Below are 23,550 nucleotides of genomic sequence, written 5' to 3' on the forward strand. Positions count from 1 at the left end.
ATCGGATTCGAATCGGGCGACTGCATCGATCGGGATCTTGGCTGACGCGCCGGAATCCGGCTCGATGACCGGAATGTACCGCCGGGCGGACTTCTGCACCATGAATGGCCCTGAATAGTTCTGAATGGAAATATGAAAGAAGATTATTGCCTGATGAATCCATCTGATTTTCGTGAGATTTTATAAATCGCCGAATTTTTGCTTGATCGGAATGTGACACCTGATTAATCTGCGTTCCCGGAAAGGCCGCGAAATGCATGGGCGATATTTCACGGGCAATATCGAGGAGTGCGCGATGGCGAATCGATTCAATAAATTCGATTGCGTGGTGGTTTCACCAGGAAAATCCCGATTATTTACGGGGCCGGCAATCAGGCTGATCAGGCCGATCACGGAAAACGCGAAACTGGACGTGTCGTTCGGCGCGGCGTCCCATGCCGTTTCGATCGACAAGGATAAATCGGCGCTGGTCGCCGGCACCGGTCAATTCAAAATCGCGTCGCGCGAAGGCGCATGGCGTTTTCATGACGTGCCGTTATTCGAGGCGGCGAAATTGCTCGCTTTTCTGGAAAGCTGCGCGAAGCCGAATGGCGCAGGACGCGAATATCGCGCGGGCGTGCCGGACGGCGCGGTGATCGACGCGCCGGGCGACCTGAGCATCTGGAAATTCGACCGGTGGCTGATCGCTCGCGTGATGGGCGCGCCGCACGCCGCCGATCCGCTGCTCGCGTTCCTGCGCGCGCAGGAGAGCTACGAACTCGTGCGCTTTCTGTTGCGCGAGCGCGCGAGCCCACAGCCGATCGCCGTGCTCGCCGCGCGCTACGGCGTATCGGAGCCGCACTTTCGGCGGCTGTGCCGGCAGGCGCTCGGCCGCGGCCTGAAGCGCGAGCTTCGGCAATGGCGCGCCGCGCAGGCGGTGCTCGAAGTCGTCGAGAGCCGCGACAGCATGACCGAGGTCGCGATGAGCAACGGCTTTGCGTCGTCGTCCCACTTCTCCAGGGAAATCAAGGACTTGTTCGGCATTTCGCCGTGCCGGTTCCGCCGCAGGACATGAGGAGCCCGAACCGATGATGTATGCCGACACGGCCAGACGACACGCAGCCGCGCTCGCCGCATCGCTGCTGATGACGGGCGCGGCGCTCGCCGCGCCGACCGACGCGGCGCCGCCCGCCGACTCGGGCGGGCCGCCCGTGCGGCTCGACGCGGCGGACGGCGGCGCGCGCGCCGCTGCGCAGCCGGCGGGCGTCGCGCCGCAAGACGGCGAGCGCCATTTCGTTGCGAACGACGCGAGCATCAGCGTGCTGCTCAACGCGCTGTCCGGCCGGCTGCGCAAGCCGATCGTCGCGAGCGACAAGGTGCGCCGCAAGCACGTGACGGGCGAGTTCGACCTCGCGCGTGGGCGCGCGCTCCTCGCGCAACTGGGCGAATCGATGTCGCTGCTCTGGTACGACGACGGCGCGTCGATCTACATCTACGACAACTCGGAGATCAAGAACGCGGTCATATCGATGCGCCATGCGACCGTGCGCAACATGCGCGACTTCATCCGGCAGACGCGGCTCTACGACCCGCGCTTTCCGGTGCGCGGCGACGACCTGAGCAACACGTTCTACGTGACGGGCGCGCCCGTCTACGTGAATCTCGTCGCCGCCGCCGCGCGCTATCTCGACGAGGTGCGCTCGAACGAGGCGAGCGACAGACAGGTCGTGCGCGTCGTGCAGCTTCACAACAGCTTCGTCGTCGATCGCCAGTACGCGCTGCGCGACAAGGAGATCGACATCCCGGGCATGGCGACCGTGCTCGGCCGGATCTTCGGCCCGGCGCGGCCGGGGGCGCCGGCGATGTCATCCGCCGCGTCGGTCGCGTCGGTCGCGTCGGTCGATGCGGCGGCGCGCGGCGGCGCGGGGGGCGCAATCGGCAAGACCGCGTTCTCGCTCGCCGACGCATTGCCCGCGCCGCTCGATGCCGGCAACGCGCCGGGCGGCGCAGGCTCGCCGGATTCGGCGCACCCGACGAGCGCCGCGAGCCCGATGGGCGGCCCGTCGGGCGGTGTCGCGGTGCCTGCGTCGGACGGCGTGCGCGCGGTCGCGTATCCGGACACGAACAGCGTGATCCTGGTCGGCCGGCTCGACAAGGTGCAGGACATGGAGGCGCTGATCCGCTCGCTCGACGTCGAGAAGCGGCAGATCGAGCTGTCGCTGTGGATCATCGACATCCGCAAGAGTCGGCTCGACCAACTGGGCATCGATTGGCAGGGCGCGCTCAATGCGCCCGGCATCGGCGTGGGCTTCAACAATCGCGGCGGCGGCAACGTGACGACGCTCGACGGCACGAAATTCCTCGCGTCGGTGGCGGCGCTCAGCCAGACGGGCGACGCAACGGTGATCTCGCGGCCGATCGTGCTCACGCAGGAGAACGTGCCGGCGACGTTCGACAGCAACCAGACGTTCTACGCGAAGCTGATCGGCGAGCGCGCGGTGCAACTCGATCACGTGACCTACGGCACGCTCGTCAACGTATTGCCGCGGCTCACGCGCGATGCGTCGCAGGTCGAAATGATCGTCGACATCGAGGACGGCAACACCCACGGCGCGACGAGCGACGGCCAGATCGTCGTCGACAACAACGCGATGCCGCTAGTCAACCGCACCGAGATCAACACGGTCGCGCGCGTGCCGCGCGAGATGAGCCTGCTCATCGGCGGCAACACGCGCGACGACGTGACGCGCCGCACGTTCAGGATTCCTGGGCTCGCGAGCATCCCGTTGATCGGCGGGCTGTTTCGCGGGCATTCGGACCGGCACGAGCAGGTCGTGCGCGTGTTCCTGATCCAGCCGAAGCTGCTGCGCGCGGGCGCGGCCTGGCCCGACGGGCAGCCGTGGGAATCCGGCGATCCATCGGACAACGCGACGCTGCGCGCAACCGTGCAGATGCTCAAACCCTACATGGACGACAGATCATGAGCTCGATCATCGGCGGCGCATCGGCCGCGCGGCGCGGCTTTTCTGCCGACGGCACGGGCGCGGCGAACCGGCTCGATGCTGAGCCGTCGCTCGACGAAGCGCCGCAGGCGCCGGCGGCGGGCGCGGCCGGCGTCGACGCGCAGCTCGCCGAGCTCGACGGAGAAGCCGCGAACGCCGCTGCGCAGTTCGGCCGGTTCCGCGCGTCGGAGCGCAAGGGGCGCCGCAGCGACGATCTCGAACGGATACTCGACACGGACGCCGACGAGAAGCTCGACGAGCTTGCCGCGCTGCTCGGCCGCCAGAGCCTGCCCGACGGCCGCGCGACGCGCGGCCGCGCGGACCTCGCGGCGCTGCTGCGCGACGCGCGTGAGCGCTTTCGCGACGAGAGCGATCTGCTGCTCGCGCTGCGCGAGCTGCGCCGGCGGCGCCGGCTCGACGGCGAATCCGTCGACGTCGTCGAGCGCGCGATCGAGGAACTGCTCGCGGGCGACGGCAACAAGCGGATCAAGGCGGGCATCAACGCGGCGCTGAAGGCGAAGGTGTTCGGCGCGCGCATGCAGCTCGATCCGCGCCGGCTGCGCGAGCTGTACCGGCAGTTTCTCGAGTTCGACGGCTCGTATCTCGTCGTCTACGAAGACTGGATCGAGCAGTTCGGCGCGGGCCGGCGCAAGCGGATTCTCGACTACGTGAGCGCCGCGCTGTCGTACGACATGCAGTCGCACGACCCGAGCTGCGGCTGCGCGGCCGAGTTCGGGCCGCTCCTCGGCACGCTGCATCACGCGCGGCTGCTCGCGTCGGCCGACGAGCTGTTCGTCGGCCGGCTGCTCGACGATGCGCTCGCGCGCGATTGCGGGCTCACCGAGGCGCGCGCGCTCGCGACGATGCTGGGCGGCCTGCAGCGGCCGTTCTCGGTCGCCGACGTGCTGCTGCGCACGCTCGGCGATCTGCTCGAGCCGCTCGCGGCCGAGCGCCGCTCGCAATTGCTGCAGCTCGCGCTGCGCGCGTTCGCGGGCGTGCCGATCGCGCTCTACGGCGACGCCGACGCGCGCCGCGCGGCGCTCGGCGCGCTCGAGGAGCTGATCGGCGCGACGTACGCGCGCGAGCGGCGGCAGGCGCGCGCGCGCGCGGACGGCGGCTCGCGCGCGGCGCCTTTCATTCGATCCGGTCGATAGCCATGCTGAAGAATCTCCTGCTCAAGGCCCAAGCGCGCCCCGAACTGATCGTCCTGTGCCTGATGGTGCTCGTGATCGCGATGCTGATCGTGCCGCTGCCGCCCTATGTGCTCGATTTCCTGATCGGCCTGAACATCGTGACGGCGCTGCTCGTGTTCATGGGCTCGTTCTACATCGTCAACATCCTCGAATTCTCGACGTTTCCGTCGATCCTGCTGATCACGACGCTGTTCCGGCTCGCGCTGTCGATCAGCACGAGCCGGATGATCCTGCTCACGGCCGAGGGCGGCAAGATCATCACGACGTTCGGGCAGTTCGTGATCGGCGACAACCTTGTCGTCGGCTTCGTCGTGTTCGTGATCGTGACGATCGCGCAGTTCATCGTGATCACGAAGGGCTCGGAGCGCGTCGCCGAGGTCGCGGCGCGCTTCTCGCTCGACGCGATGCCCGGCAAGCAGATGAGCATCGACGCGGACCTGCGCGCGGGCATCATCGACAACGAAGGCGTGAAGGCGCGCCGCTCGGCGCTCGAGCGCGAGAGCCAGCTCTACGGCTCGTTCGACGGCGCGATGAAGTTCATCAAGGGCGATGCGATCGCCGGCATCGTCGTCATCTTCGTGAACCTGATCGGCGGCATCTCGGTCGGCGTGATGCAGCACGGCATGTCGGTGTCCGATGCGCTCACGACCTACACGATCCTGTCGATCGGCGACGGCCTCGTCGCGCAGATCCCGGCGCTCTTGATCGCGATCGGCGCGGGCTTCGTCGTCACCCGCGTGAGCGGCTCGGGCAACAACCTCGGCGCGAACATCGTCGGCGAGCTGTTCTCGAACCCGTTCGTGCTCGCCGTCACGGCCGTGCTCGCGCTCGCGATCGGCCTGCTGCCCGGTTTTCCGCTCATCGTCTTCCTGCTGATCGCGCTTGCGCTCGGCGCGCTGTACGTGCGCCGCGAATGGCGCAAGCCGGGCGAGCCGGCGCGCGAGGGCGGGCTCGTCGGCAAGGTCGCGGGCGCGCTGTCGGGCGGCGGCGCGACGCAGTCCGCCGCCGCCGCCGTGGACGACGTCGACATCGACAAGCTGATCCCCGAGACGGTGCCGCTGATGCTGATGGTGCCCGAGGCGGCGCAGCCGATGTTCGAGCGGGACGGCGTGATCGGCGCGTTCAGGCGGCGCGCGTTCGTCGACATGGGGCTGCGGCTGCCCGACATCCGCGTCGTGTATTCGCCGCAGGTGCATCCGCGCGAGGCGATCGTGCTGATCAACGAGATCCGCGCCGCGACGTTCGCGATCTGCTTCGACAGGCATCGCGTGATCGGCTCGACGCTCGCGCTCGAAGGGCTGCCCGTCGACGTCGTGACGCTGCCGGACGGCGCGGGCGGCGACGCGTGGTGGGTGCCGGACTCGCAGACCGATGCGCTCGCGAAGATCGACGTGCTCACGCGCCCGGCGATCGACGACCTGTACGGGCAGTTTCTCGCGGTGATGCTGAGCAACGTGTCGGAATTCTTCGGCGTGCAGGAGGCGAAGCGCCTGCTCGACGACATGGACCGGAAGTATCCGGAGCTCATCAAGGAGAGCTATCGGCACATTTCGGTGCAGCGGATCGCCGAGGTGTTCCAGCGCCTGCTTGCCGAGAAGATCTCAATCCGCAACATGAAGCTGATTCTCGAATCGCTCGCGCAATGGGGGCCGAAGGAGAAGGACTCGATCCTGCTCGTCGAGCACGTGCGCACGGCGCTCGCGCGCTACATCTCGAATCGCTTCGCGGCGGGCGGCAAGCTGCGCGCGCTCGTGCTGTCCGCCGAGTTCGAGGACGCGGTGGGCCAGGGCGTGCGGCAGACGTCGGGCGGCGCGTACCTGAACCTGGAGCCCGCGACGAGCGAGCAACTGCTCGACCGGCTCGCGCTCGAGCTCGCGCGCGCGGGCTTCTCGCAGCGCGACATGGTGCTGCTCGCTTCGATGGAAGTCAGGCGTTTCGTCAAGCGGCTGATCGAGAGCCGCTTTCCGGAACTGGAGGTGCTGTCGTTCGGTGAAGTGGCCGACAGCGTCGCAATCGATGTGTTGAAGACGGTCTAAGGAGAGAAACGATGAATGTGGATGTCGTCATGCTCGTCAAGGAAAGCATGGAGAAGATGGATTGCGGCAGCGCGATCGCGGGCGAGCTGGATGCGCACGCGCCGATCTGCATTGCCTTTCATTCGATGCCCGAAATGTTCGTCGAGCGCGACGGCGAGCACGTGACGATCTGGAGCCGGCTCGACTGCGCGGGCGAGAGCCAGCTCGCGCGCTGCGCGTTCGATCTGCTCGCGTATCAGTTGCCGCGCGGCTCGGACGCGTTCGCGTCGCGCCGGCCGCTGCTGTCGCTCGTCGACGATGCGCTCATGCTGCACGGCCGCGTCGAGCCGCGCTGCCTCGCCGACGCCGACGGCTTCACCGAGGCGCTCGAGACGTTCTACGCGGACCTGTGCGCGATCAACGAGATCCTCGCGCGATGAAGGCCGCCGGCGATCCGCTGCGGCTCCTCGCGCGGCGCGCGCATCCGCGCCGCATCCAGGGGCCGATCATCGAGGCGCCGCTGCCGGACGTCGCGATCGGCGAGCTGTGCGCGATCCGCGCGGCGGCGGGCAGCGACACGGTGATCGGCCGCGCGCAGGTGGTGGGCTTCGGGCGCGACACCGCGATCCTGAGCACGCTCGGCAGCACGGCCGGGCTGTCGCGGCAGGTCGCGCTCGTGCCGACGGGCGAGCGGATGACGATCGACGTCGCGCCGGCGATGCTCGGCGCGGTCGTCGACGCGACGGGCGGCATCGTCGAGACGTTCGGCGCGAAGCGGGAGGAGGGGGCGGAGGGGGCGGCGCGCGCCGCGGCGCCGCGCCGCCGCGCGATCGACGCCGCGCCGCCCGATTACGCGGCGCGGCGCCCGGTCGAGCGGCGGCTCGCGACGGGCGTGCGCGCGATCGACGGGTTGCTCACGTGCGGCGTCGGCCAGCGCATCGGCATTTTCGCGGCCGCGGGCTGCGGCAAGACTTCGCTGATGAACATGATGATCGAGCATGCGGCGGCCGACGTGTACGTGGTCGCGCTGATCGGCGAGCGCGGCCGCGAGGTGTCCGAGTTCGTCGAGCGGATGCGGCGCTCGGGCAGCCGGGACCGGACGGTCGTCGTGTACGCGACGTCGGATCGCTCGTCGGTGGACCGCTGCAACGCGGCGCTTGTCGCGACGACGATCGCCGAGTATTTCCGCGATCTCGGCTGCGACGTGATGCTGTTTCTCGACTCGATGACCCGCTACGCGCGCGCGCTGCGCGACCTCGCGCTCGCGACGGGCGAAGCGCCCGCGCGGCGCGGCTATCCGGCGTCGGTGTTCGAGCAGTTGCCGCGCCTGCTCGAGCGGCCGGGGCGCACGGAAGCGGGGAGCATCACCGCGTTCTACACGGTGCTGCTCGAAAACGAAGAGGAGCCCGATCCGATCGGCGACGAGATCCGCTCGATCGTCGACGGTCACGTGTATCTGAGCCGGCAGCTCGGCGCAAAGGGGCATTTCCCGGCGATCGACGTGCTGAGGAGCACGAGCCGTCTGTTCGACGAGATCGCGCACGCGCCGCATCGCGCGGCCGCGATGCAGTTCCGGCGGCACCTCGCGCGCATCGACGAGATGCAGGTGTTTCTCGATCTCGGCGAGTACCGGCGCGGCGAGAACCCGGAGAACGACGAGGCGCTCGACAGGCGGCCCGCGCTCGATGCGTTCCTGCAGCAGGCAATCGACGAGGCGTCGGCGTTCGACGACACGCTCGAACGGATGCGCGAGGCCGCGTCATGAAGCGGCTCGACGGCGCGCGGCGGCTGCTCGCGGTGCTCGAGCGGCGCGGCGATACGCTGCGCCGGCAGGCGGCGCGCGAACGCGACGCGCTCGCGGCGCTCGACAGGCAGATCGCCGAACGATGCGCGACGATCGCGCGCCTGCGCGAGCGGCTCGCGGCGAGCGCGCCGCCGAAGCCGTATGCGCGCAGCGAGCTGATGCGCGTGCGCGGCAAGCAGGCGGTGATCCGTTACGAGATCGCATGCAGGGAGATCGAGGCCAGCGATCTGCGCGAGCGCCGGCAGGCGGCCGAGCAAGCGTTGCGCGGCAGCCAGGCCGCCGCGCTCGCGCTCGAGCGGCGCCGGAACGCGCATCGCGACTGGCTCGCGCGGCGCAGGATCGAAAACGAGCGGCTGCGCGAATCGGCCGCCGATGCGGACATCACGGAAGGAGCAGGTCATGGGTTCAACCATCAGCATTAGCGCGCCGATCGCGGCGGGCGTCGAGCCCGCCCCGCGCGCGCAGACGCCGGGCGGCGGACAGGCGTCCGATTTGCAGCGCGCGTATCGCGAGCAATGCGGCAAGGTGCTCGACAAGCGCGACGACGGGTGCGACGACGGACGTGATGGCGACGACGCCGAAGCCGGGCGCGCCCACGCGAGGAAAAGGGCAAAGCGCAACGGCGAGCCGCAGGTTGCGGCGGTCGGGATGCCCGCGCCGCATTCGGCGTGGGACCGGGCGATCGCGCTGCGGTTCGGCGGGGCGCGAGGCGGCGCGAACGCGCGTGTCGCGGGCATCGAAGCGGGCGTCGAAGCGCATGTGGCTGACGGCGCGCGCACGCGCGTCGAGCCGCGCGACGAAATCGCGCCGCGCCGCGCCGCGACGATGCGCGGCCACGCGCCGGCGCTCGGCGCGGTTCGCGCGACGGGCGAGCGAGCGCCCGATGCTTCGACGGCCGACGCGCGCGCGCCGCAAGCGGCGGCCGACGTCGCGCCGCCGTCCGTGCCGACGCAGGCGCAACGCGCGGCGCAACGCACGCCGGACGGCATCGTGCGCGACACGGCGGCCGGAGCTTCGCGGCATTCCGCGATGGCGGCGGACGCCGCGGCGTCGCGCTCGCCGGCGCTGCCCGCCGCGCGCTTGCCGGCCGCGACGATCGCCGCTGCATCGGCTATGTCGGCTATGTCGGCTGTCTCGGCCGCATCGTCGACACGACGCCCGACGGCCGCCGCTTCGCCGGGCGCCGCGCGCGAACGCGTCGACGGCGACGATTCGAACCGCGCGGGCGACGCATCGCTCGCCGGTTTCCCGCGCGCCTTTCAACCGCAGGCGTCGATGCGTGCGGCCGAGCCTGCCGCGCGCGCGCACGATCCGTCGCGTGCCGCGCGCCAACGCGCGCAGGCCGGCGCGGCGCAAACGGACGCGCGCGACGTTCGCGACACGCAAGGCACCCAGGTGCGCTACCGCTTCAACTCATGGGACGGGCGGCCCGCGGTCGAGTTGCGCTTCGATCCCGGCTGCGCGCCGCGCGTCGTCAGCGCGCAGCCGAGCCACGAGCGCGTGCAGCGCGCGATGGAGTATGGCGTCGATCGGCTGACGCCCGGATGGACCGTCGAATTCGATCGGCAGCGCGCGGATGACGACGGCGGCCGTTCGCCGTGGCGCCGCGCGCGGCAGGAGCCGGAGGCGGACGAACGATGAGCGCGCGCTACACGCTGTTGCGGCGCGTCGCGCCCGCGGAGCTGCCGCTGTACCGGAGCGCGCAGGCGCTGCGCGCGGGGGGGGAGTACGTCGCGCTGCGCACGATCGCGCCGCCGCGCGGCTATGCGGCGCTGCGCGCGACCTGGCGGGGCGTCGAGCACGACGGCTGGGTCGACGTCGACGATCTGATGCGCCGCCGCTACCCGGCGCTCGGCGCGCTCGCGTGGCGCGCGCTCGACAGGCGCTACGCGCTCGATCTGCTGAGCGGGCGGGACGCGGCGGCCGAGCTGCCCGCGCCGCCGGGCGGCTGGGCGCACGTGAGGCTCGTCGATCTCGTCGAGCGCAAGCTGCCCGCCGAGCCGCTGCTGTGCTTCGACGCGCCGGGCCGCGTGCGCGCGCTGTTCCGTGCGTTTCCGAGCGAAGCGCCCGCGCCGCGCGCCGCTGCCGACGTCGGCGGCGTGCCGCTCGCGATGCGCTTCGCGATCGGCGTCGCGCGCCTGCCGCTCGCGCTCCTGCCCGCGGTCGCGCCGGGCGACGTGTTGCTCGTCCGCGCGCCGCGCAACATGGTCAGGATCGGCGCGTATGCGCTGTGTGAATTTTGCTGGGAAGGAGAAAACATCATGCTGAACGAACCCCTGACCGAACCGGCGATCGACGATCCGCACGACGATCTGCATGACGAACCGACGACGGCGGACGCGCTGCCGGACGCATCGCCGCAGGCTTTCGACGTCGCTGCGCTGCCCGTCACGCTGGAGTTCGTGCTGCACGACGAGCGCGTGACGGTCGCGCAGCTCGCCGGCTGCCATCCGGGCCTGGTGCTGCCGCTGCGCGGCGCGCCGGGCGAGGTGACGATTCGCGCGAACGGCCTGCCGTTCGGCCGCGGCGAGCTGATCCAGGTCGGCGAGCAGTTGGCGGTCGAGGTGAAGGCGCTCTGGCGCGCGAAGCCGGCGGCATGCGATGGCGAATAACGAAATCGCGCTGATCGTCCTGCTGGCGGCGGCGACGCTCGTGCCGTTCGTCGTCGCGGCGGGCTCGTGCTTCATCAAGTTCTCGATCGTGCTCGTGCTCGTGCGTAACGCGCTCGGCATCCAGCAGGTGCCGTCGAATCTCGCGCTCAACAGCATCGCGCTCATCATGTCGCTGTTCGTGATGATGCCCGTCGCGCAGAGCGCGTACCGGTATCTGCAGCACCATCCGCTCGACGTGATGAACGGCGCGTCGGTCAACGATTTCATCGACGGCGGCCTCGGCGGCTACAAGCGCTATCTGACGCGCTACTCGGACCCGGCGCTCGTGCGCTTCTTCGAGCGCGCGCAGGCCGCGCGCCTGAAGAGCGACGACGCAGCCGATGCGGACGTCGCGGGCGACGGGCCGGACGGCCTCGACAACTCGCTGTTCTCGCTGCTGCCCGCGTACGCGCTCACCGAGATCAAGAGCGCGTTCAAGATCGGCTTCTACCTGTACCTGCCGTTCCTCGTCGTCGACATGGTGGTGTCGAGCGTGCTGCTCGCGCTCGGGATGATGATGATGAGCCCGGTGACGATCTCGGTGCCGATCAAGCTGATCCTGTTCGTCGCGATGGACGGCTGGACGCTGATCTGCAAGGGCCTGATCGAGCAGTACCTGAACCTGATGCAATGACCGCGCCCAGGCGCATTTTTAGGAAGACAAACGATGGCTGAACTCACCTATGCAGGCGACAAGGCGATCCTGCTCGTGATCCTGCTGTGCGCGGCGCCCGTCGCGGTCGCGACCGTCGTGGGCCTCGCGATCGGCCTGTTCCAGACGGTCACGCAATTGCAGGAGCAGACGCTGCCGTTCGGCCTGAAGATGCTCGCGGTGTTCGGTTGCCTGATGATGCTGTCCGGCTGGTTCGGCGGCAAGCTGCTCGCGTTCGCGACCGAGATGCTGTCGATCGGGCTGCGCTGAGCCGCTTCACGTCACGTCATGCCGAGCGACACGATGGATGTCTCGATGGAAGCGTTCTACCGGCAGGCCGGCGCGATCGCGATCGCGTATGCGCGCGTCGCGCCGGTGTTCTATCTGCTGCCGTTCCTGAATGACCGGACGATCGTCAACGGGGTCGTGAAGAACACGATCGTGTTCGCGGTCATTCTCGGGTTGTGGCCGAGCTTCGCGCACCCGCATCTGCAAGGGGGCGCGCTCGCCGGCGTCGCGCTGACGGAGGCGGCGGCGGGCGTCGTGCTCGGCGTCGCGCTGTCGCTGCCGTTCTGGGTCGCGACGGCGGTGGGCGAGCTGATCGACAACCAGCGCGGCGCGACGATCAGCGATTCGATCGATCCGGCCACGGGCGTCGAAGCGTCGGCGCTCGCGCCGTTCGTGAGCCTGTTCTACGCGGCCGCGTTCCTGCAGCAGGGCGGCATGCTGACGATCGTCGGCGCGCTCGAATCGAGCTACGCGACGGTGCCGGCGGGCGCGCTGTTTTCGGTCGATCTGCCGCGCGTCGGCGCGCTGCTGACCGATCTCGTCGCGCACGGGCTCGCGCTCGCCGCGCCCGTGCTGATCGTGATGTTCCTGACCGATGCGCTGCTCGGGCTCTTCTCGCGCTTCTGTCCGCAGGTCAATGCGTTCTCGCTGTCGCTGACGGTCAAGAGCATCGTCGCGTTCGCCGTGTTCCACCTGTATTTCCTCTATGCGGCCCCGCACGAGCTGACAGCGCTGCTGCACGCGCATCCTTTCAGCGGCCTGGTGAAGTGAGCGATGGCGGAGAAAACCGAAAAGCCGACCGCGAAGAAGCTGCGCGACGCGGCGAAGAAAGGGCAGACGTTCAAGGCAAGGGACATCGTCGCGCTCGTCGTGATCGCCACGGGCGCATTGGCCGCGCCCGCGCTCGTCGATCTGACGCGTATCGCGGCCGAATTCGCGCGGATCGCGTCGTCGGGCGCGCAGCCGGACCCAGGCGCCTACGCGTTCGCGTGGGCGAAGCTGTTCCTGCGGATCGCCGCGCCGTTCGTGCTGCTCTGCGCGGCCGCGGGCGCGCTGCCGTCGCTCGTGCAAAGCCGCTTCACGCTCGCTGTCGAATCGATCCGCTTCGATCTCACGGCGCTCGATCCCGTCAAGGGAATGAAGCGGCTCTTCAGTTGGCGCTCGGTGAAGGACGCGGCGAAGGCGCTGCTCTACGTCGCCGTGTTCGCGGTCACGGTGCGCGTGTTCGCCGATCTCTGCCACCACGACGTGTTCGGGCTGTTCCGCGCGCGAGCGGCGCTGCTCGGCCACATGTGGATCGTGCTGACGATCCGGCTCGTGCTGCTGTTCCTGCTGTGCGCGCTGCCCGTGCTGATCGTCGACGCCGCCGTCGAATACTACCTGTACCACCGCGAGCTGAAGATGGACAAGCACGAGGTGAAGCAGGAATACAAGGAGAGCGAGGGCAATCACGAGATCAAGAGCAAGCGGCGCGAGATCCATCAGGAACTGCTGTCGGAGGAGATCAAGGCGAACGTCGAGCAATCCGATTTCATCGTCGCGAATCCGACTCACATCGCGATCGGCATCTATGTGAACCCGGACATCGTGCCGATTCCGTTCGTGTCGGTGCGGGAGACCAACGCGCGCGCGCTCGCGGTCATTCGGCACGCCGAAGCGTGCGGCGTGACGGTCGTGCGCAATGTCGCGCTCGCGCGCTCGATCTATCGCAACTCGCCGCGCCGCTACAGCTTCGTGAACCAGGACGACGTCGACGGCGTGATGCGCGTGCTGATCTGGCTCAAGGAAGTCGAGGCGGCGAATCGCGGTGGACCGCCGCCCGGGATGGCGCCCGAGACGCCGCCCGCGCCGCAGCCGCGCGATCGAAACGCTTGACAAGCTGAAAAGACTGCTTTGTGAAATTTTCCTGAGCGAGAGGCGCGTAACGTAGCAACCGTCATTGAACGGCATCGCAACGCGCCGACATCCATGTGACTGAAAGAACCGAACGAGGTGACGGCATGACGCAACGCGACGTGAACATAGACGACATCGAAGCCGACGAGATGGCGGCGGCGCTGCTGGACGCGGTCCAGAACGGCGCGACGCTGAAGGACCTGCATCGGGTGCCGCAGGACCTGATGGACGGCATCTACGCGTTCGCGTACCGCTTCTACCAGCAGGGGCGGATCGACGACGCGGAGGTGTTCTTCCGTTTTCTGTGCATCTACGACTTCTATAACGCCGAATACGCGATGGGGCTCGCGGCGGTGTGCCAGTTGAAGAAGGAATACGCGCGGGCGATCGATCTGTATGCGCTCGCGTACTCGCTGTCGAAGGACGACTGCCGGCCGATGTTCCACACCGGCCAATGCCATCTGCTGATGGGCAAGGCGCCGCTCGCGCGGCGCTGCTTCGGCATCGTCGCCGAGCGCTCGCGCGACGAGCGCCTCGCGCAGAAGGCGCAGTCCTATCTCGACGGGCTCGACGAAGTGGGCGCCGATGCGGCGCCCGCACCGGTCGAAAACGACCTCTAGGATCTGTTTACATACGGAACGCACATGCGCTCCGTATGTAAACAGACTCTAGCCAACAGGAGCTGATCGTATGTCATCGGGAGTGCAGGGCGGATCGGCCGCCAACGCGAACGCTTACCAGACCCATCCGCTGCGCGACGCGGCGCGCGCGCTCGGCACGCTGTCGCCGCAGGCGTACGTCGACGTGGTGTCGGCCGCGCAGCGCAATTTCCTCGAGCGAATGTCGCAGCTCGCGTCCGGGCAGTGCGGCGCGCAGCCGGGGACGGACGACGCGCGGCTCGACAGGCTTGACAGGCTTGACGATAAGCCGGCGCTGCGCGCGCCGCAGGAACGCGCAGCGCCGCAATCCGACACGGCGAACGCGCAGCCGCAGGACGGCGGCAGCCGCGCGAGCGGCGCGGCGAAGCTGACCGAGCTGCTCGGCGTGCTGATGAGCGTCATCAGCGCGAGCAGCCTCGACGAGCTCAAGCAGCGCTCGGACATCTGGAACCAGATGTCGAAGGCCGCGCAGGACAACCTGAACCGGCTGTCCGACGCGTTCCAGCGGGCGACCAACGACGCGAAGGCGGCGACCGACGCGGCCGCGCAGGCCGCCGCCGCGGCGAAGCAGGCCGCCGCCGACGCGAAGGCCGCGGATGCGGCCGTCGACGCCGCGCAGAAGCAGTACGACGACGCGGTGAAGCAGGGCCTGCCCGACGATCAGTTGAAGGCGCTGAAGGCGGCGCTCGAGCAGGCGAAGCAGCAGGCGAGCGACGCGCATGGCCGTGCGGACGCGTTGCGGGCCGACGCGGCGCAGAAGCTCGATGCGGCGACCGCGCTCGCGACGCAGGCGCGCGAATGCGAGCAGCAAGTCGACGACGCGGTGAATCAGGCCGCGCAGCAATACGGCGCGAGCGCGCCGCTGCGCGCGGCGTCGCCGAAGCTGAGCGGCGCGGCCGAGCTCACGGCCGTGCTCGGCAAGCTGCAGGAGCTGATCTCGTCGGGCAACGTGAAGGAGCTCGAATCGAAGCAGAAGCTCTTCACCGAGATGCAGGCGAAGCGCGAGGCCGAGCTGCAGAAGAAGTCCGACGAATATCAGGCGCAGGTGAAGAAAGCCGAGGAGATGCAGAAGACGATGGGCTGCATCGGCAAGATCGTCGGCTGGGTGATCACCGCGGTCAGCTTCGCGGCGGCCGCGTTCACGGGCGGCGCGAGCCTCGCGCTCGCCGCCGTGGGGCTCGCGCTCGCGGTCGGCGACGAGATCAGCCGCGCGACGACGGGCGTGTCGTTCATGGACAAGCTGATGCAGCCCGTGATGGACGCGATCCTCAAGCCGCTGATGGAGGTGATCTCGTCGCTGATCACGAAGGCGCTCGTCGCGTGCGGCGTCGATCAGCAGAAGGCCGAGCTCGCCGGCGCGATCCTCGGCGCGGTGGTGACGGGCGTCGCGCTCGTCGCCGCCGCGTTCGTCGGCGCATCGGCGGTGAAGGCGGTCGCATCGAAGGTGATCGACGCGGTCGCGGGCCAACTGACGAAGCTGATGGATTCGGCGATCGGCAAGATGCTCGTGCAACTGATCGAGAAGTTCTCCGAAAAGTCCGGGCTCCAGGCGCTCGGCTCGCGCACCGCGACCGCGATGACGCGGATGCGCCGCGCGATCGGCGTCGAGGCGAAGGAGGACGGCATGCTGCTCGCGAACCGGTTCGAGAAGGCGGGCACCGTGATGGACGTCGGCAATCAGGTGTCGCAGGCGGCGGGCGGGATCGTCGTCGGCATCGAGCGCGCGAAGGCGATGGGCCTGCTCGCCGACATCAAGGAGGCGATGTACGACATCAGGCTGCTCGGCGATCTGCTGAAACAGGCGGTCGATTCGTTCGCCGAGCACAACCGCGTGCTCGCGCAACTGATGCAGCAGATGTCGGACGCGGGCGAGATGCAGACGTCGACGGGCAAGCTGATCCTGCGTAACGCCCGCGCAGTGTAATACGGGCGATCACGTTTGTTTTCGAAGTCGAAGAGGTGCGTATGTCAATCGGTGTGCAAAGCAGCGGCATCAACATCAGCAACCCGGAGCTGTCCCGGCTCGCCGACGCGGGGCTGCCCGGGCAGGGCGAGAAGGCGGTTCGCGATGACGGCCGCGCGGTCGCGCGCGCGGACGCGGCGCTCGCGGCCGCCGTCGGCGAGCGCGTGTCGCAGCAGCGCGACGCGGGGCCGGGCGAGCCGCGCGTTGAGCTCGCCCAGCCGAAACCCGCCGCGCAGACGCGCGCGACGGACCGGAGGACGGTCTCGGGAATGGAGCGCGAGCACAAGCGGCTCGCCGCGAGCCAGATGCCCGCCGTGAGGAACATGCTCGACGCGCTCGTTCAGCGCCACGCGCCGCCCGCCGATGCGAAGGCGGGCGGCGAAGGCGCGAAGCGCGTCGGCGACGATGCGCCGCGCGCGACGGCGAACGAGCCGCAGCGCTTCTCGTTCGCCGAGGACAAGGCGTTCGACGCGATGCTCGCGCTCGGCATCGCGATGCAGAAGAACGTGCAGTCGGATCTCGTGATGCAGGGCAAGCTCACGACGCTCGCGCACGACGCGATGATGAGCGCGGCCGCGCAGGATCGCAGCATCGGCGCCGCGCAGATGACGGCCGCGATCGCGGGCGGCGCGCTGCAGGCGGCGACCTCGCTCGGCGGCGCGGCGCAGCAGATGAAGGGCTTGAGCACGAAGTCGATGTCGATCGAAAAGGAGATGAAGCCGCAGGCGGAGCTCAAGCAGTTCCACGCCGAGCAGGCGCTCGAGCTGCGCGGCGTCAACAAGCCGGTGTTGCAGAACGACGCGGTGTCGCACGTGAAGGTCAAGCGCGACACCGGGGAGGCCGCGCGCCACGAGATCGACCCGGGCGGCGAGCGGATGAGCGACGAGCACGCGAGCGTGCTCGCGCAGGAGGCGCCCGCGCGGCAGCACCGGATCGACATGCACGGCATGCGCCATGAGCAGAACCTCGTGAAGGCGAGCCGCCAGCAGATGAAGGGCGACCTGATCCAGTCGGGCGGCCAGATCGGCAAGAACCAGATCGACGGCGCGTCGGCGCAGCAGCAGGGCGCGGATCGCGCGGAGCAGAAAGAGGACGAGAGCGCGCAGCAGACGGCGATGGCGGCGGCGAGCGCGCGCGACGAAGCCGCGCACCGCGGCCGCGAAGCCGCGCAGAAGGCGATCGACGCGGCGAAGAGCCAGGTCGCGAACGACAACGCGGTGGCCGCGCAGGTAGCCGGCAATCTGCGGACCTGACGGTTCGCGCCGCGGCGGACGCGGGGGGCGTCGCCCGCCGCGCGCCGTCGCGTTTCGGGGGGCGGGCGATGGCGTTTTTGTGAAAGCCTGCGCCGGCATCCGTCTCCAGAATCGGAATTCCGATGGTTGAGCGCATGGCGACATACAAGGAACTGAAGGCCCGGGCCGAGGCGTTGAGCGCGCAGGCCGAAGCGGCGCGGCAGGCCGAATTGCAGGCCGCGATCGACGACGTGCGCGCGAAGGTGCGCGAGTACGGTCTGACGGCATACGACGTGTTCGGACACCGGAAGAAACCGGGCGAGCGCAAGCGCGAGGCGGTCAGGCCGAAGTACCGCGATCCGGCGACGGGTGCGACCTGGAGCGGGCGCGGCATCGAGCCGAAATGGATTCGCGGCCGCAACCGGGACGAATTCCTGATCGAGTGAAGGCGGGCGCCGCGCATCGCGCGCGCCCTCGATGAATCCGATAGCAAGGAGGTGAAACACGATGAACATCCAGGCCGACATGGGGCGCGCGCTGGCCGCGCGCGATTGGCAAGCGGTCGCGGCGCTCGCGAAGACGATGCCCGCCGATGCCGGCGCGCGGGCGATGACCGGCGACAATCTGCGCGCGGCGGGCGTCGATCGCCGCGCGCCGGAGCACAAGCTCGGCGCGGCGATCGACGAATTCGCGTCGGCCCGGCTGCCCGATCTGGTCGACGGCCGCCTCGTCGAAGGCCGCCGCGCGGACCTCACGGTGTTCGACGACGCGCGCGTCGCGGTGCGCAGCCACGCGCTCGCGCAGCGCAACCTGCTCGAACGATGGGAAACCGGGCACCTGGGCGGCACGCTCGACGCCGCGGGCAGCGACGGCGGCATCGAGCCGGACCCGATCCTTCAGGGGCTCATCGACGTGATCGCCCAGGGCAAGTCGGACGTCGATGCGTACGCGACGATCGTCGAGGGGCTGACGAAGTATTTCCAGAGCGTCGCCGACGTGATGAGCAAGCTGCAGGATTACATCTCGGCGAAAGACGACAAGAACATGAAGATCGACGGCCATGCGATCCGCGAGCTGCTGCAGGACGTCATCGATCATCTGCCGACGATGCAGTTGCCGAAAGGCGCGGACATCGCCCGCTGGCGCAAGGAGCTCGGCGACGCGGTGACGATCAGCGATTCGGGCGTCGTGACGATCAATCCGGACAAGCTGATCAAGATGCGCGATTCGCTGCCGGACAGCGGCGACGTGACCTGGGACACCGCGCGCTACCAGGCGTGGAACACCGCGTTCTCCGGCCAGAAGGACAACATCCAGAACGACGTCCAGACGCTCGTCGAGAAATACTCGCACCAGAACTCGAACTTCGACAATCTCGTCAAGGTGCTGAGCGGCGCGATCTCGACGCTGACGGACACCGCGAAAAGCTATCTGCAGATCTGAACGAGGCCGCGCGCCCGTGCCGTCGCGCTCGCTGCCGCCATTGCGGCGACGGCGCGCGCTCGCGCGGGTCCTGCCCCGATCCGAAGCAACCGACAAGAGGAAAAAAATTCGTCATGCCGCCGTCCATTCACCGATCTTCGTCCCTCAACAGCACGCCGGCCGCGGTCGCCGGCGGCGCTCCGCGTTCGTCCGGGCGCGGCGGCTTCCCGGCCGACGTGGCGCGCGTGGCGAGCGCGCGCCGGCATACGTTGCCAGTCATAGGCACGCGGCGCGGCGTCGAGAACGATCGCAGCGCGTCCGCGCTACGTGAATCGTTCCGGCAGCGCCTCGACACCGTGTCGTCGTGCGCGATGCAGCCGCCCGAGGACGACCCGCGCGCGACGGCCGCTACGGCCGGCCAGCCGCACGGCGCGACGTCGCTCGAACAGGCGCGTGCGTATCTGGGCGAACTCGCGGGCGAGCGTCGCGGCGCGCTGACGACGCTCGTCGCGCAACTGGGCGGCCACGATCGCCGTGCGCTCGACCATCTCGCGATGACGGTGCACGCGCTGCACCTGACGGTCGACGACGCGAGCCATGCGACGACGTTCGCCGGAATCGGCGACGCGCTCGCGTCGTTCCTCGCGGCCGCCGCGCGAGCGGGCGCGAGGAACGGCTCGGCGTCGCGCGATCTGTGCGTCGAGGGCAACAAGGACTACCGGAAGCTCTGCGAGCGCGTCGGCGCGTTACTGAGGGCCGACGGCGTCGCGAGCGCGATGTTCGGCCGTGCGCGCGAGCGCGGCGACGCGGCGGCGGGCGCGCTCGTGTCCGAGCGGCTCGGCGGCCGGATGGACGGGCACGTGCGCACGAACGGGATGGTGAACCGGCACGGCGGCGACGCGCAGCTCAGGATGGCCGACGCCGCGCAGCGCTTCGCGCTCGGCGCGCGCCACGCGACGAATCTCGTCGACATGGTCGGCACCGCGCTCGATCTGCTCGGGCGTACTGATCAGTTGCTGAACGACGTTGCACTGAAGCGGCCGGGCGCCGATCCGGGCGCTGATCCGGGCGGCGCGCCGACGGCCCCGCACGGCGGGCCCGCGCCGGACGCGACGCCGCAATCGGTCGCGCCGGTCGTCGTCAACAACCATAACGAAAACAACGTGAACGTAAACCTCGACGGGCTCGAGAAACTCGTCGGCGATCTCGGCAGGATGATCGGCGCGCTGCTGACACGGATGGACGCCAGCGATCCGCCGCGCGCGCAGCGTCCGGCCGATGATGCGAACGGTCCCGCGCGCGGGCGCGTGAGCGCTCGCGCGACCGTCGTGAAAGCGCCGGTGTCGTTCGCGCGGGCGTCGAACGGCGCGCCGGGCTCGCCGCCGGCCGACGCGCGCGGCGATGCGCCGGCGCCGGTGGCGAGCGCGCCGTCCGTCGATCGGCGGATGCCGCCGCCGGCGACCGTTGACCGGGGCGTCGGCGCCGACGCCCCGCCGACGGGCGCGTGGCGGCGCGGCGACGACGGCAAGTGGCGAATGGACCGGGCCGATCCGGTCGTCAGGACCACCGAAGGCGCGACGCGGATCGATCCGTTCAGTCGCGTCGGCGCGCGCGTGACGCCCGGAGCAGGCGCTGCCGGTGCGTCGCATGGCGGGGCGACGGGCTCAGCGCAGCCGCGCATCGGGGACGTGCGCGCGCAAGGCGCGGGCCGTGACGCGGACGGTGCGCGAGTCGCCCGGTCGAATGACTCGAATGGGCGTTCGGGCGGGCAGCCCATTGACGAACGCGCGGCGGCTGCCGCGGATGCTGCGGACGCGCGTAGCGGCGGTACTGGCGATTCCGCGCCGGGCATGCCGCCCGCGACCGGTTCGTGGTCTCGCGATCCGGCAAGCGGCAAGTGGGTCCGCGCAGGCGGCGACGCGCCGCTCCGGTCGACGGAAGGCTTCAGCCGGATCGACCCGTTTGCCGGTTCGCGGCGCAATGTGTCCGCGTCCATGTCCGCATCCGCGCCCGCGCTTTCGTCTTCATCGTCGTCTTCGTTCGCGCCGGCTTTGACGCCGGCCGCCCCTACCGTCGCATCGCGCGTCACGTCGAGCGACGCATCGATCGCCGCGCCCGACGGCGGCCCCTGGCCGCGTCCGTCCGCGCTCGCGCCGCGCCGCGCCGATCCGCGGCAGATGAACCGTGCGCAGTTGGAGCGCGCGGGCCTTTATCCGCTCGTCGACGACGATGCATTGTCGTCGGCGCAGTCCGCGCCGGCTGATGTGGCCGATGCGGCTGCCCGGCGCGCATCGCGGCCCGGCGCCGGCTGGCCGAAGCCGGACGCGGGCTCGCGTCCGGCGAGGACGTATCCGCCCGTCGAGCCGGCCGGCCGAATCGTGACGACCGAAGGCGCGACGCGCGTCGGCTGGGTCGATTCGATCGACAAGGGCGCGAAGCGATGACGGCCGGCTCGCGCCCGAACGACGCCGCCGCGCTCGCGGCGGCGGCAGCGCTGCTGGCCGGCATGCTGGGCGTGCCGGAAGCGCGGATAGCGCCGGAGCAGCGGCTGCTCGACGATCTGGCGATGGATTCGCTCGAATTGATCGAACTCGCGATGGAGCTCGACGAGCGCTGGAACATCCGGCTCGATCGCGCGCGGCTTGCCGACGTCGCGACGGTTGCCGACGTCGCCGCGCTGCTCGGCGCGGCCGCGCAGCCGGACGGCGCGAGCCGGACATGAGCGCGCGCCGATCCGCGGCGGCGCGCATGCGCGCACGCGTCGCGCGCGTGGCTGCGGCGTTCGCGGTCGGCATCGTGTGGGCGGGCGGCGTCGCGCATGCGGACTGCATCGACGACGCCGCGCGGCGCTACCGCGTCAACGCCGATCTGCTGCGCTCGATCGCGTATTACGAGTCGGGGCTGAATCCGCGCGCGCTGCATCGCAACGACGACGGCTCGACCGACATCGGCCTGATGCAGATCAATTCGGTGCATTTGCTGGCGCTGCGGGATCAGGGAATCGACCTTCGCCGTCTGTACGACGCGTCGGTCAACGCACGTGTGGGCGCGGCGCTGCTGCGCCGGCAGATCGATCAATACGGCGACACGTGGCGTGCAGTCGGCGCGTATCACTCTCGCACGCCGGGCTTGAGCGACCGCTACGCGCGCGCGGTTCACGACGTCTATGTCGCGCGGCCCTGGGCAAGAAAAGCGACGGCGCAGCGGGACGCGGCGCGCGCGATGCCGGCGCGTGAGCCGGGGCTCGTCATCGAGGAAGCGTCGGTGCAGTGAGATCGCGGCGGCGGCGGGTGCCCGCGCCGCCATGAGCGTGCGTCGCCGCTTCGATGGCGGCTGGCGATCAGGAATCCGATGCGTGCCGCGTCGGCGTGCGACTCGCTCCGCGGTGTCGCGCATCGCCCGATGCCCGACGGATATTCGACGAATGGGCCGTGATCGAATGGCGATCGAGCCGCGATCGATCGAGCGCTGAAACGCGGGCCGGCCCGGGCCATGAATCGAGCCGGGGCCGGCGAATCGATTGCGGCTCCCGAGTCGGCCGAATCCATCGAATCCATCGAATTCCGCGGATGCTGCGAACTGGCCGAACTCCGCGATCCGGATCATCCAGGCGGGCCCGCCGGACGATCCGGACCACGCTACATCGTCACGCGGCGCCCGGCGCGTCCGTTGTCCCCTTCGCATCGCGCGGCGCCTCTTCCGCCGCTCGGCGGTACGTGGCGTCGAGCGTCTGCACCGTCTGCCGGAAGCGGGCGAGCGCGTCCGAACGCTCGGCCGGCAACGCGCTCGCGACGAGGTCGATCGCCTGTTGCCGCGCATACGGCTGAAGCTCGCGATACTCCGGGCGCGCGGCCAGCTCGGCGCCCATCAGCGTATCGGCGCGCTGCCGGATTTCGGCGTAAAGCGGATTCGTGCCGGCGCCGCTCGGCGTGAACACGCCTTGCTTGTCGGCGCCGGGCAGCCCGGTTGCGCACGCCGCTTCGCCGAGCGCCTTGACGAACGCCGGCCGCGCGTTGCCCGCGCGCGTGGCCGGGTCCATGCAGAACCGGTCCTTCGCTTCGCTGAAGATCGCGCAGAGCGTTGCTTCGTAGACCTGCCGGCCGAACTTCGCGTCTTGCCGGATTTCAGGGGTGCGCGCGTGGGCGACCTGCTTGACCGCCTCGTCGACGAAATGCCGGATCGCCTGTTTCGGGTCGCCGGCGGGGCGATGGCTGCCGACGTAGCGAACGCCCTGCAGCTTGACCCGCCCGGGCGCGCAGTCCGGCGCGCTGCGGCGGAACAACTGCCCGAGCGTCTCGCCGATCTTGTTGAAGATGCGCTTGATCTGCTGTGCGAACGACGTGCGCGGCCGCGATTCGCAGCGCTTGACGTGAACGTCGAACGACGCCTTTCTGACGTGCGTGAATCCGCCGATTCTCGGGTTGTAAGTCATGTCGTGCTCTCGGTTGAGTGGAAACGGAATCCGGCACGTCCGCTTCCGCGCCGCGTTTCGTTCGGCGAAGGCGCATGCGCAAAGCGGATGTCCGGATCGATTCGATTTTATGGAGCGGGCCGCCTCGTCCGATTCCATAAATTGCTCATTTGCGGCGGCGTGCGTGCGCGTCCGTTTCCGCGACGAACCGACGTGTGCGCGCTGACTGAGCGGAATCTGAAAGCGACGCCGGACGAATGTCTTCAGCATCGATTTCGATGTCGAGCGGGATTGACGTGCCGTCCGCCCAACGCGTTGGCGTGCGCCGGGGCGACGATCCGTTCGACGGCCATGCGCGGCGGCCAGCGCGGCTGCCGCGCCGT

The 23,550-nt window shown here is 69.6% G+C and carries 23 protein-coding genes; 21 read left to right on the forward strand and 2 right to left on the reverse strand.

Annotated elements, in window-relative coordinates; all coding sequences use genetic code 11:
• Window positions 1-180 precede the first annotated feature (180 nt).
• The gene (locus tag WT16_RS34615; RefSeq protein ID WP_231892118.1) at window positions 181-480 is read right to left on the reverse strand and encodes a hypothetical protein; all 300 of its coding nucleotides are present in this window, start codon (window positions 478-480) and stop codon (window positions 181-183) included.
• Here WT16_RS34615 and WT16_RS27435 point away from each other — a divergent pair.
• The 21 genes from WT16_RS27435 (at window position 413) to WT16_RS27535 (ending at window position 22,029) form a co-directional block, all read left to right on the forward strand.
• Window positions 413-1,054, forward strand: a complete 642-nt coding sequence (locus WT16_RS27435; protein ID WP_197486517.1) for a helix-turn-helix domain-containing protein — start codon at window positions 413-415, stop codon at window positions 1,052-1,054. The two genes, WT16_RS34615 and WT16_RS27435, sit on opposite strands and share 68 nt — an antisense overlap.
• 13 nt (window positions 1,055-1,067) lie before the next feature.
• Window positions 1,068-2,963 carry a type III secretion system outer membrane ring subunit SctC gene (sctC, locus tag WT16_RS27440; RefSeq protein WP_063534663.1) on the forward strand — a complete coding sequence of 632 codons (1,896 nt, stop codon included), beginning with the start codon at window positions 1,068-1,070 and terminating at the stop codon, window positions 2,961-2,963.
• Complete coding sequence (gene sctW / locus WT16_RS27445; protein ID WP_063534664.1) at window positions 2,960-4,135, forward strand: type III secretion system gatekeeper subunit SctW; 1,176 nt, start codon at window positions 2,960-2,962, stop codon at window positions 4,133-4,135. The genes sctC and sctW overlap by 4 nt, the downstream gene beginning before the upstream one ends.
• A gap of 2 nt (window positions 4,136-4,137) precedes the next feature.
• Entirely contained in the window at window positions 4,138-6,210 is a 2,073-nt protein-coding gene (gene bsaQ, locus WT16_RS27450) for a SctV family type III secretion system export apparatus subunit BsaQ (protein ID WP_063534665.1), read from the forward strand.
• A gap of 11 nt (window positions 6,211-6,221) precedes the next feature.
• Window positions 6,222-6,629 carry a type III secretion system protein BsaR gene (gene bsaR / locus WT16_RS27455; protein WP_009915457.1) on the forward strand — a complete coding sequence of 136 codons (408 nt, stop codon included), beginning with the start codon at window positions 6,222-6,224 and terminating at the stop codon, window positions 6,627-6,629.
• Window positions 6,626-7,954: a SctN family type III secretion system ATPase BsaS gene (gene bsaS, locus WT16_RS27460; protein ID WP_063534666.1), complete on the forward strand. Its 1,329-nt coding sequence runs from the start codon at window positions 6,626-6,628 to the stop codon at window positions 7,952-7,954. Before bsaR ends, bsaS begins: the two co-directional genes overlap by 4 nt.
• On the forward strand, window positions 7,951-8,415 hold the full coding sequence (locus WT16_RS27465) for a hypothetical protein (protein ID WP_063534667.1): 465 nt from the start codon (window positions 7,951-7,953) through the stop codon (window positions 8,413-8,415). The genes bsaS and WT16_RS27465 overlap by 4 nt, the downstream gene beginning before the upstream one ends.
• Window positions 8,393-9,634, forward strand: a complete 1,242-nt coding sequence (locus WT16_RS27470; RefSeq protein WP_063534668.1) for a hypothetical protein — start codon at window positions 8,393-8,395, stop codon at window positions 9,632-9,634. Before WT16_RS27465 ends, WT16_RS27470 begins: the two co-directional genes overlap by 23 nt.
• The gene (gene sctQ / locus WT16_RS27475) at window positions 9,631-10,605 is read left to right on the forward strand and encodes a type III secretion system cytoplasmic ring protein SctQ (RefSeq protein ID WP_063534988.1); all 975 of its coding nucleotides are present in this window, start codon (window positions 9,631-9,633) and stop codon (window positions 10,603-10,605) included. Before WT16_RS27470 ends, sctQ begins: the two co-directional genes overlap by 4 nt.
• Window positions 10,595-11,278 carry a SctR family type III secretion system export apparatus subunit SpaP gene (gene spaP, locus WT16_RS27480; protein ID WP_063534669.1) on the forward strand — a complete coding sequence of 228 codons (684 nt, stop codon included), beginning with the start codon at window positions 10,595-10,597 and terminating at the stop codon, window positions 11,276-11,278. The genes sctQ and spaP overlap by 11 nt, the downstream gene beginning before the upstream one ends.
• A 33-nt stretch (window positions 11,279-11,311) precedes the next feature.
• On the forward strand, window positions 11,312-11,566 hold the full coding sequence (gene bsaX, locus WT16_RS27485) for a SctS family type III secretion system export apparatus subunit BsaX (RefSeq protein ID WP_004187417.1): 255 nt from the start codon (window positions 11,312-11,314) through the stop codon (window positions 11,564-11,566).
• 33 nt (window positions 11,567-11,599) lie between these two features.
• Window positions 11,600-12,355 carry a SctT family type III secretion system export apparatus subunit BsaY gene (gene bsaY / locus WT16_RS27490; protein WP_015602609.1) on the forward strand — a complete coding sequence of 252 codons (756 nt, stop codon included), beginning with the start codon at window positions 11,600-11,602 and terminating at the stop codon, window positions 12,353-12,355.
• Window positions 12,356-12,358: 3 nt separating this feature from the next.
• Window positions 12,359-13,459, forward strand: coding sequence for an EscU/YscU/HrcU family type III secretion system export apparatus switch protein (locus WT16_RS27495; protein WP_063534670.1), 1,101 nt, complete (start codon window positions 12,359-12,361; stop codon window positions 13,457-13,459).
• Window positions 13,460-13,584: 125 nt separating this feature from the next.
• The gene (gene bicA / locus WT16_RS27500; protein WP_059930394.1) at window positions 13,585-14,100 is read left to right on the forward strand and encodes a SycD/LcrH family type III secretion system chaperone BicA; all 516 of its coding nucleotides are present in this window, start codon (window positions 13,585-13,587) and stop codon (window positions 14,098-14,100) included.
• Window positions 14,101-14,170: 70 nt separating this feature from the next.
• Complete coding sequence (bipB, locus tag WT16_RS27505) at window positions 14,171-16,063, forward strand: type III secretion system translocon subunit BipB (RefSeq protein WP_063534671.1); 1,893 nt, start codon at window positions 14,171-14,173, stop codon at window positions 16,061-16,063.
• Between the two features lie 41 nt (window positions 16,064-16,104).
• Window positions 16,105-17,355, forward strand: a complete 1,251-nt coding sequence (locus WT16_RS27510) for an IpaC/SipC family type III secretion system effector (protein ID WP_063534672.1) — start codon at window positions 16,105-16,107, stop codon at window positions 17,353-17,355.
• Window positions 17,356-17,489: 134 nt separating this feature from the next.
• Window positions 17,490-17,780: a T3SS protein BprA gene (gene bprA / locus WT16_RS27515; protein ID WP_009915432.1), complete on the forward strand. Its 291-nt coding sequence runs from the start codon at window positions 17,490-17,492 to the stop codon at window positions 17,778-17,780.
• 61 nt (window positions 17,781-17,841) lie between these two features.
• The gene (sctA, locus tag WT16_RS27520; RefSeq protein ID WP_059930400.1) at window positions 17,842-18,777 is read left to right on the forward strand and encodes a type III secretion system needle tip protein SctA; all 936 of its coding nucleotides are present in this window, start codon (window positions 17,842-17,844) and stop codon (window positions 18,775-18,777) included.
• A gap of 113 nt (window positions 18,778-18,890) precedes the next feature.
• Complete coding sequence (locus tag WT16_RS27525; RefSeq protein WP_063534673.1) at window positions 18,891-21,200, forward strand: hypothetical protein; 2,310 nt, start codon at window positions 18,891-18,893, stop codon at window positions 21,198-21,200.
• A complete protein-coding gene (bapB, locus tag WT16_RS27530) occupies window positions 21,197-21,478 on the forward strand; it encodes a T3SS-associated acyl carrier protein BapB (RefSeq protein ID WP_006028890.1) in 282 nt (93 codons plus the stop codon). Before WT16_RS27525 ends, bapB begins: the two co-directional genes overlap by 4 nt.
• Window positions 21,475-22,029 (forward strand): lytic transglycosylase domain-containing protein, encoded by a 555-nt coding sequence (locus tag WT16_RS27535; RefSeq protein ID WP_063534674.1) that lies wholly within the window; start codon window positions 21,475-21,477, stop codon window positions 22,027-22,029. The genes bapB and WT16_RS27535 overlap by 4 nt, the downstream gene beginning before the upstream one ends.
• Before the next feature lie 373 nt (window positions 22,030-22,402).
• Here the strand turns inward: WT16_RS27535 and WT16_RS27540 are convergent, their stop codons facing one another.
• Window positions 22,403-23,188: a type III secretion protein BopE gene (locus WT16_RS27540; protein ID WP_063534675.1), complete on the reverse strand. Its 786-nt coding sequence runs from the start codon at window positions 23,186-23,188 to the stop codon at window positions 22,403-22,405.
• Between the last annotated feature and the right edge of the window lie 362 nt (window positions 23,189-23,550).

This window comes from Burkholderia sp. MSMB1589WGS, assembly GCF_001636105.1.
GTDB lineage: Bacteria > Pseudomonadota > Gammaproteobacteria > Burkholderiales > Burkholderiaceae > Burkholderia > Burkholderia humptydooensis.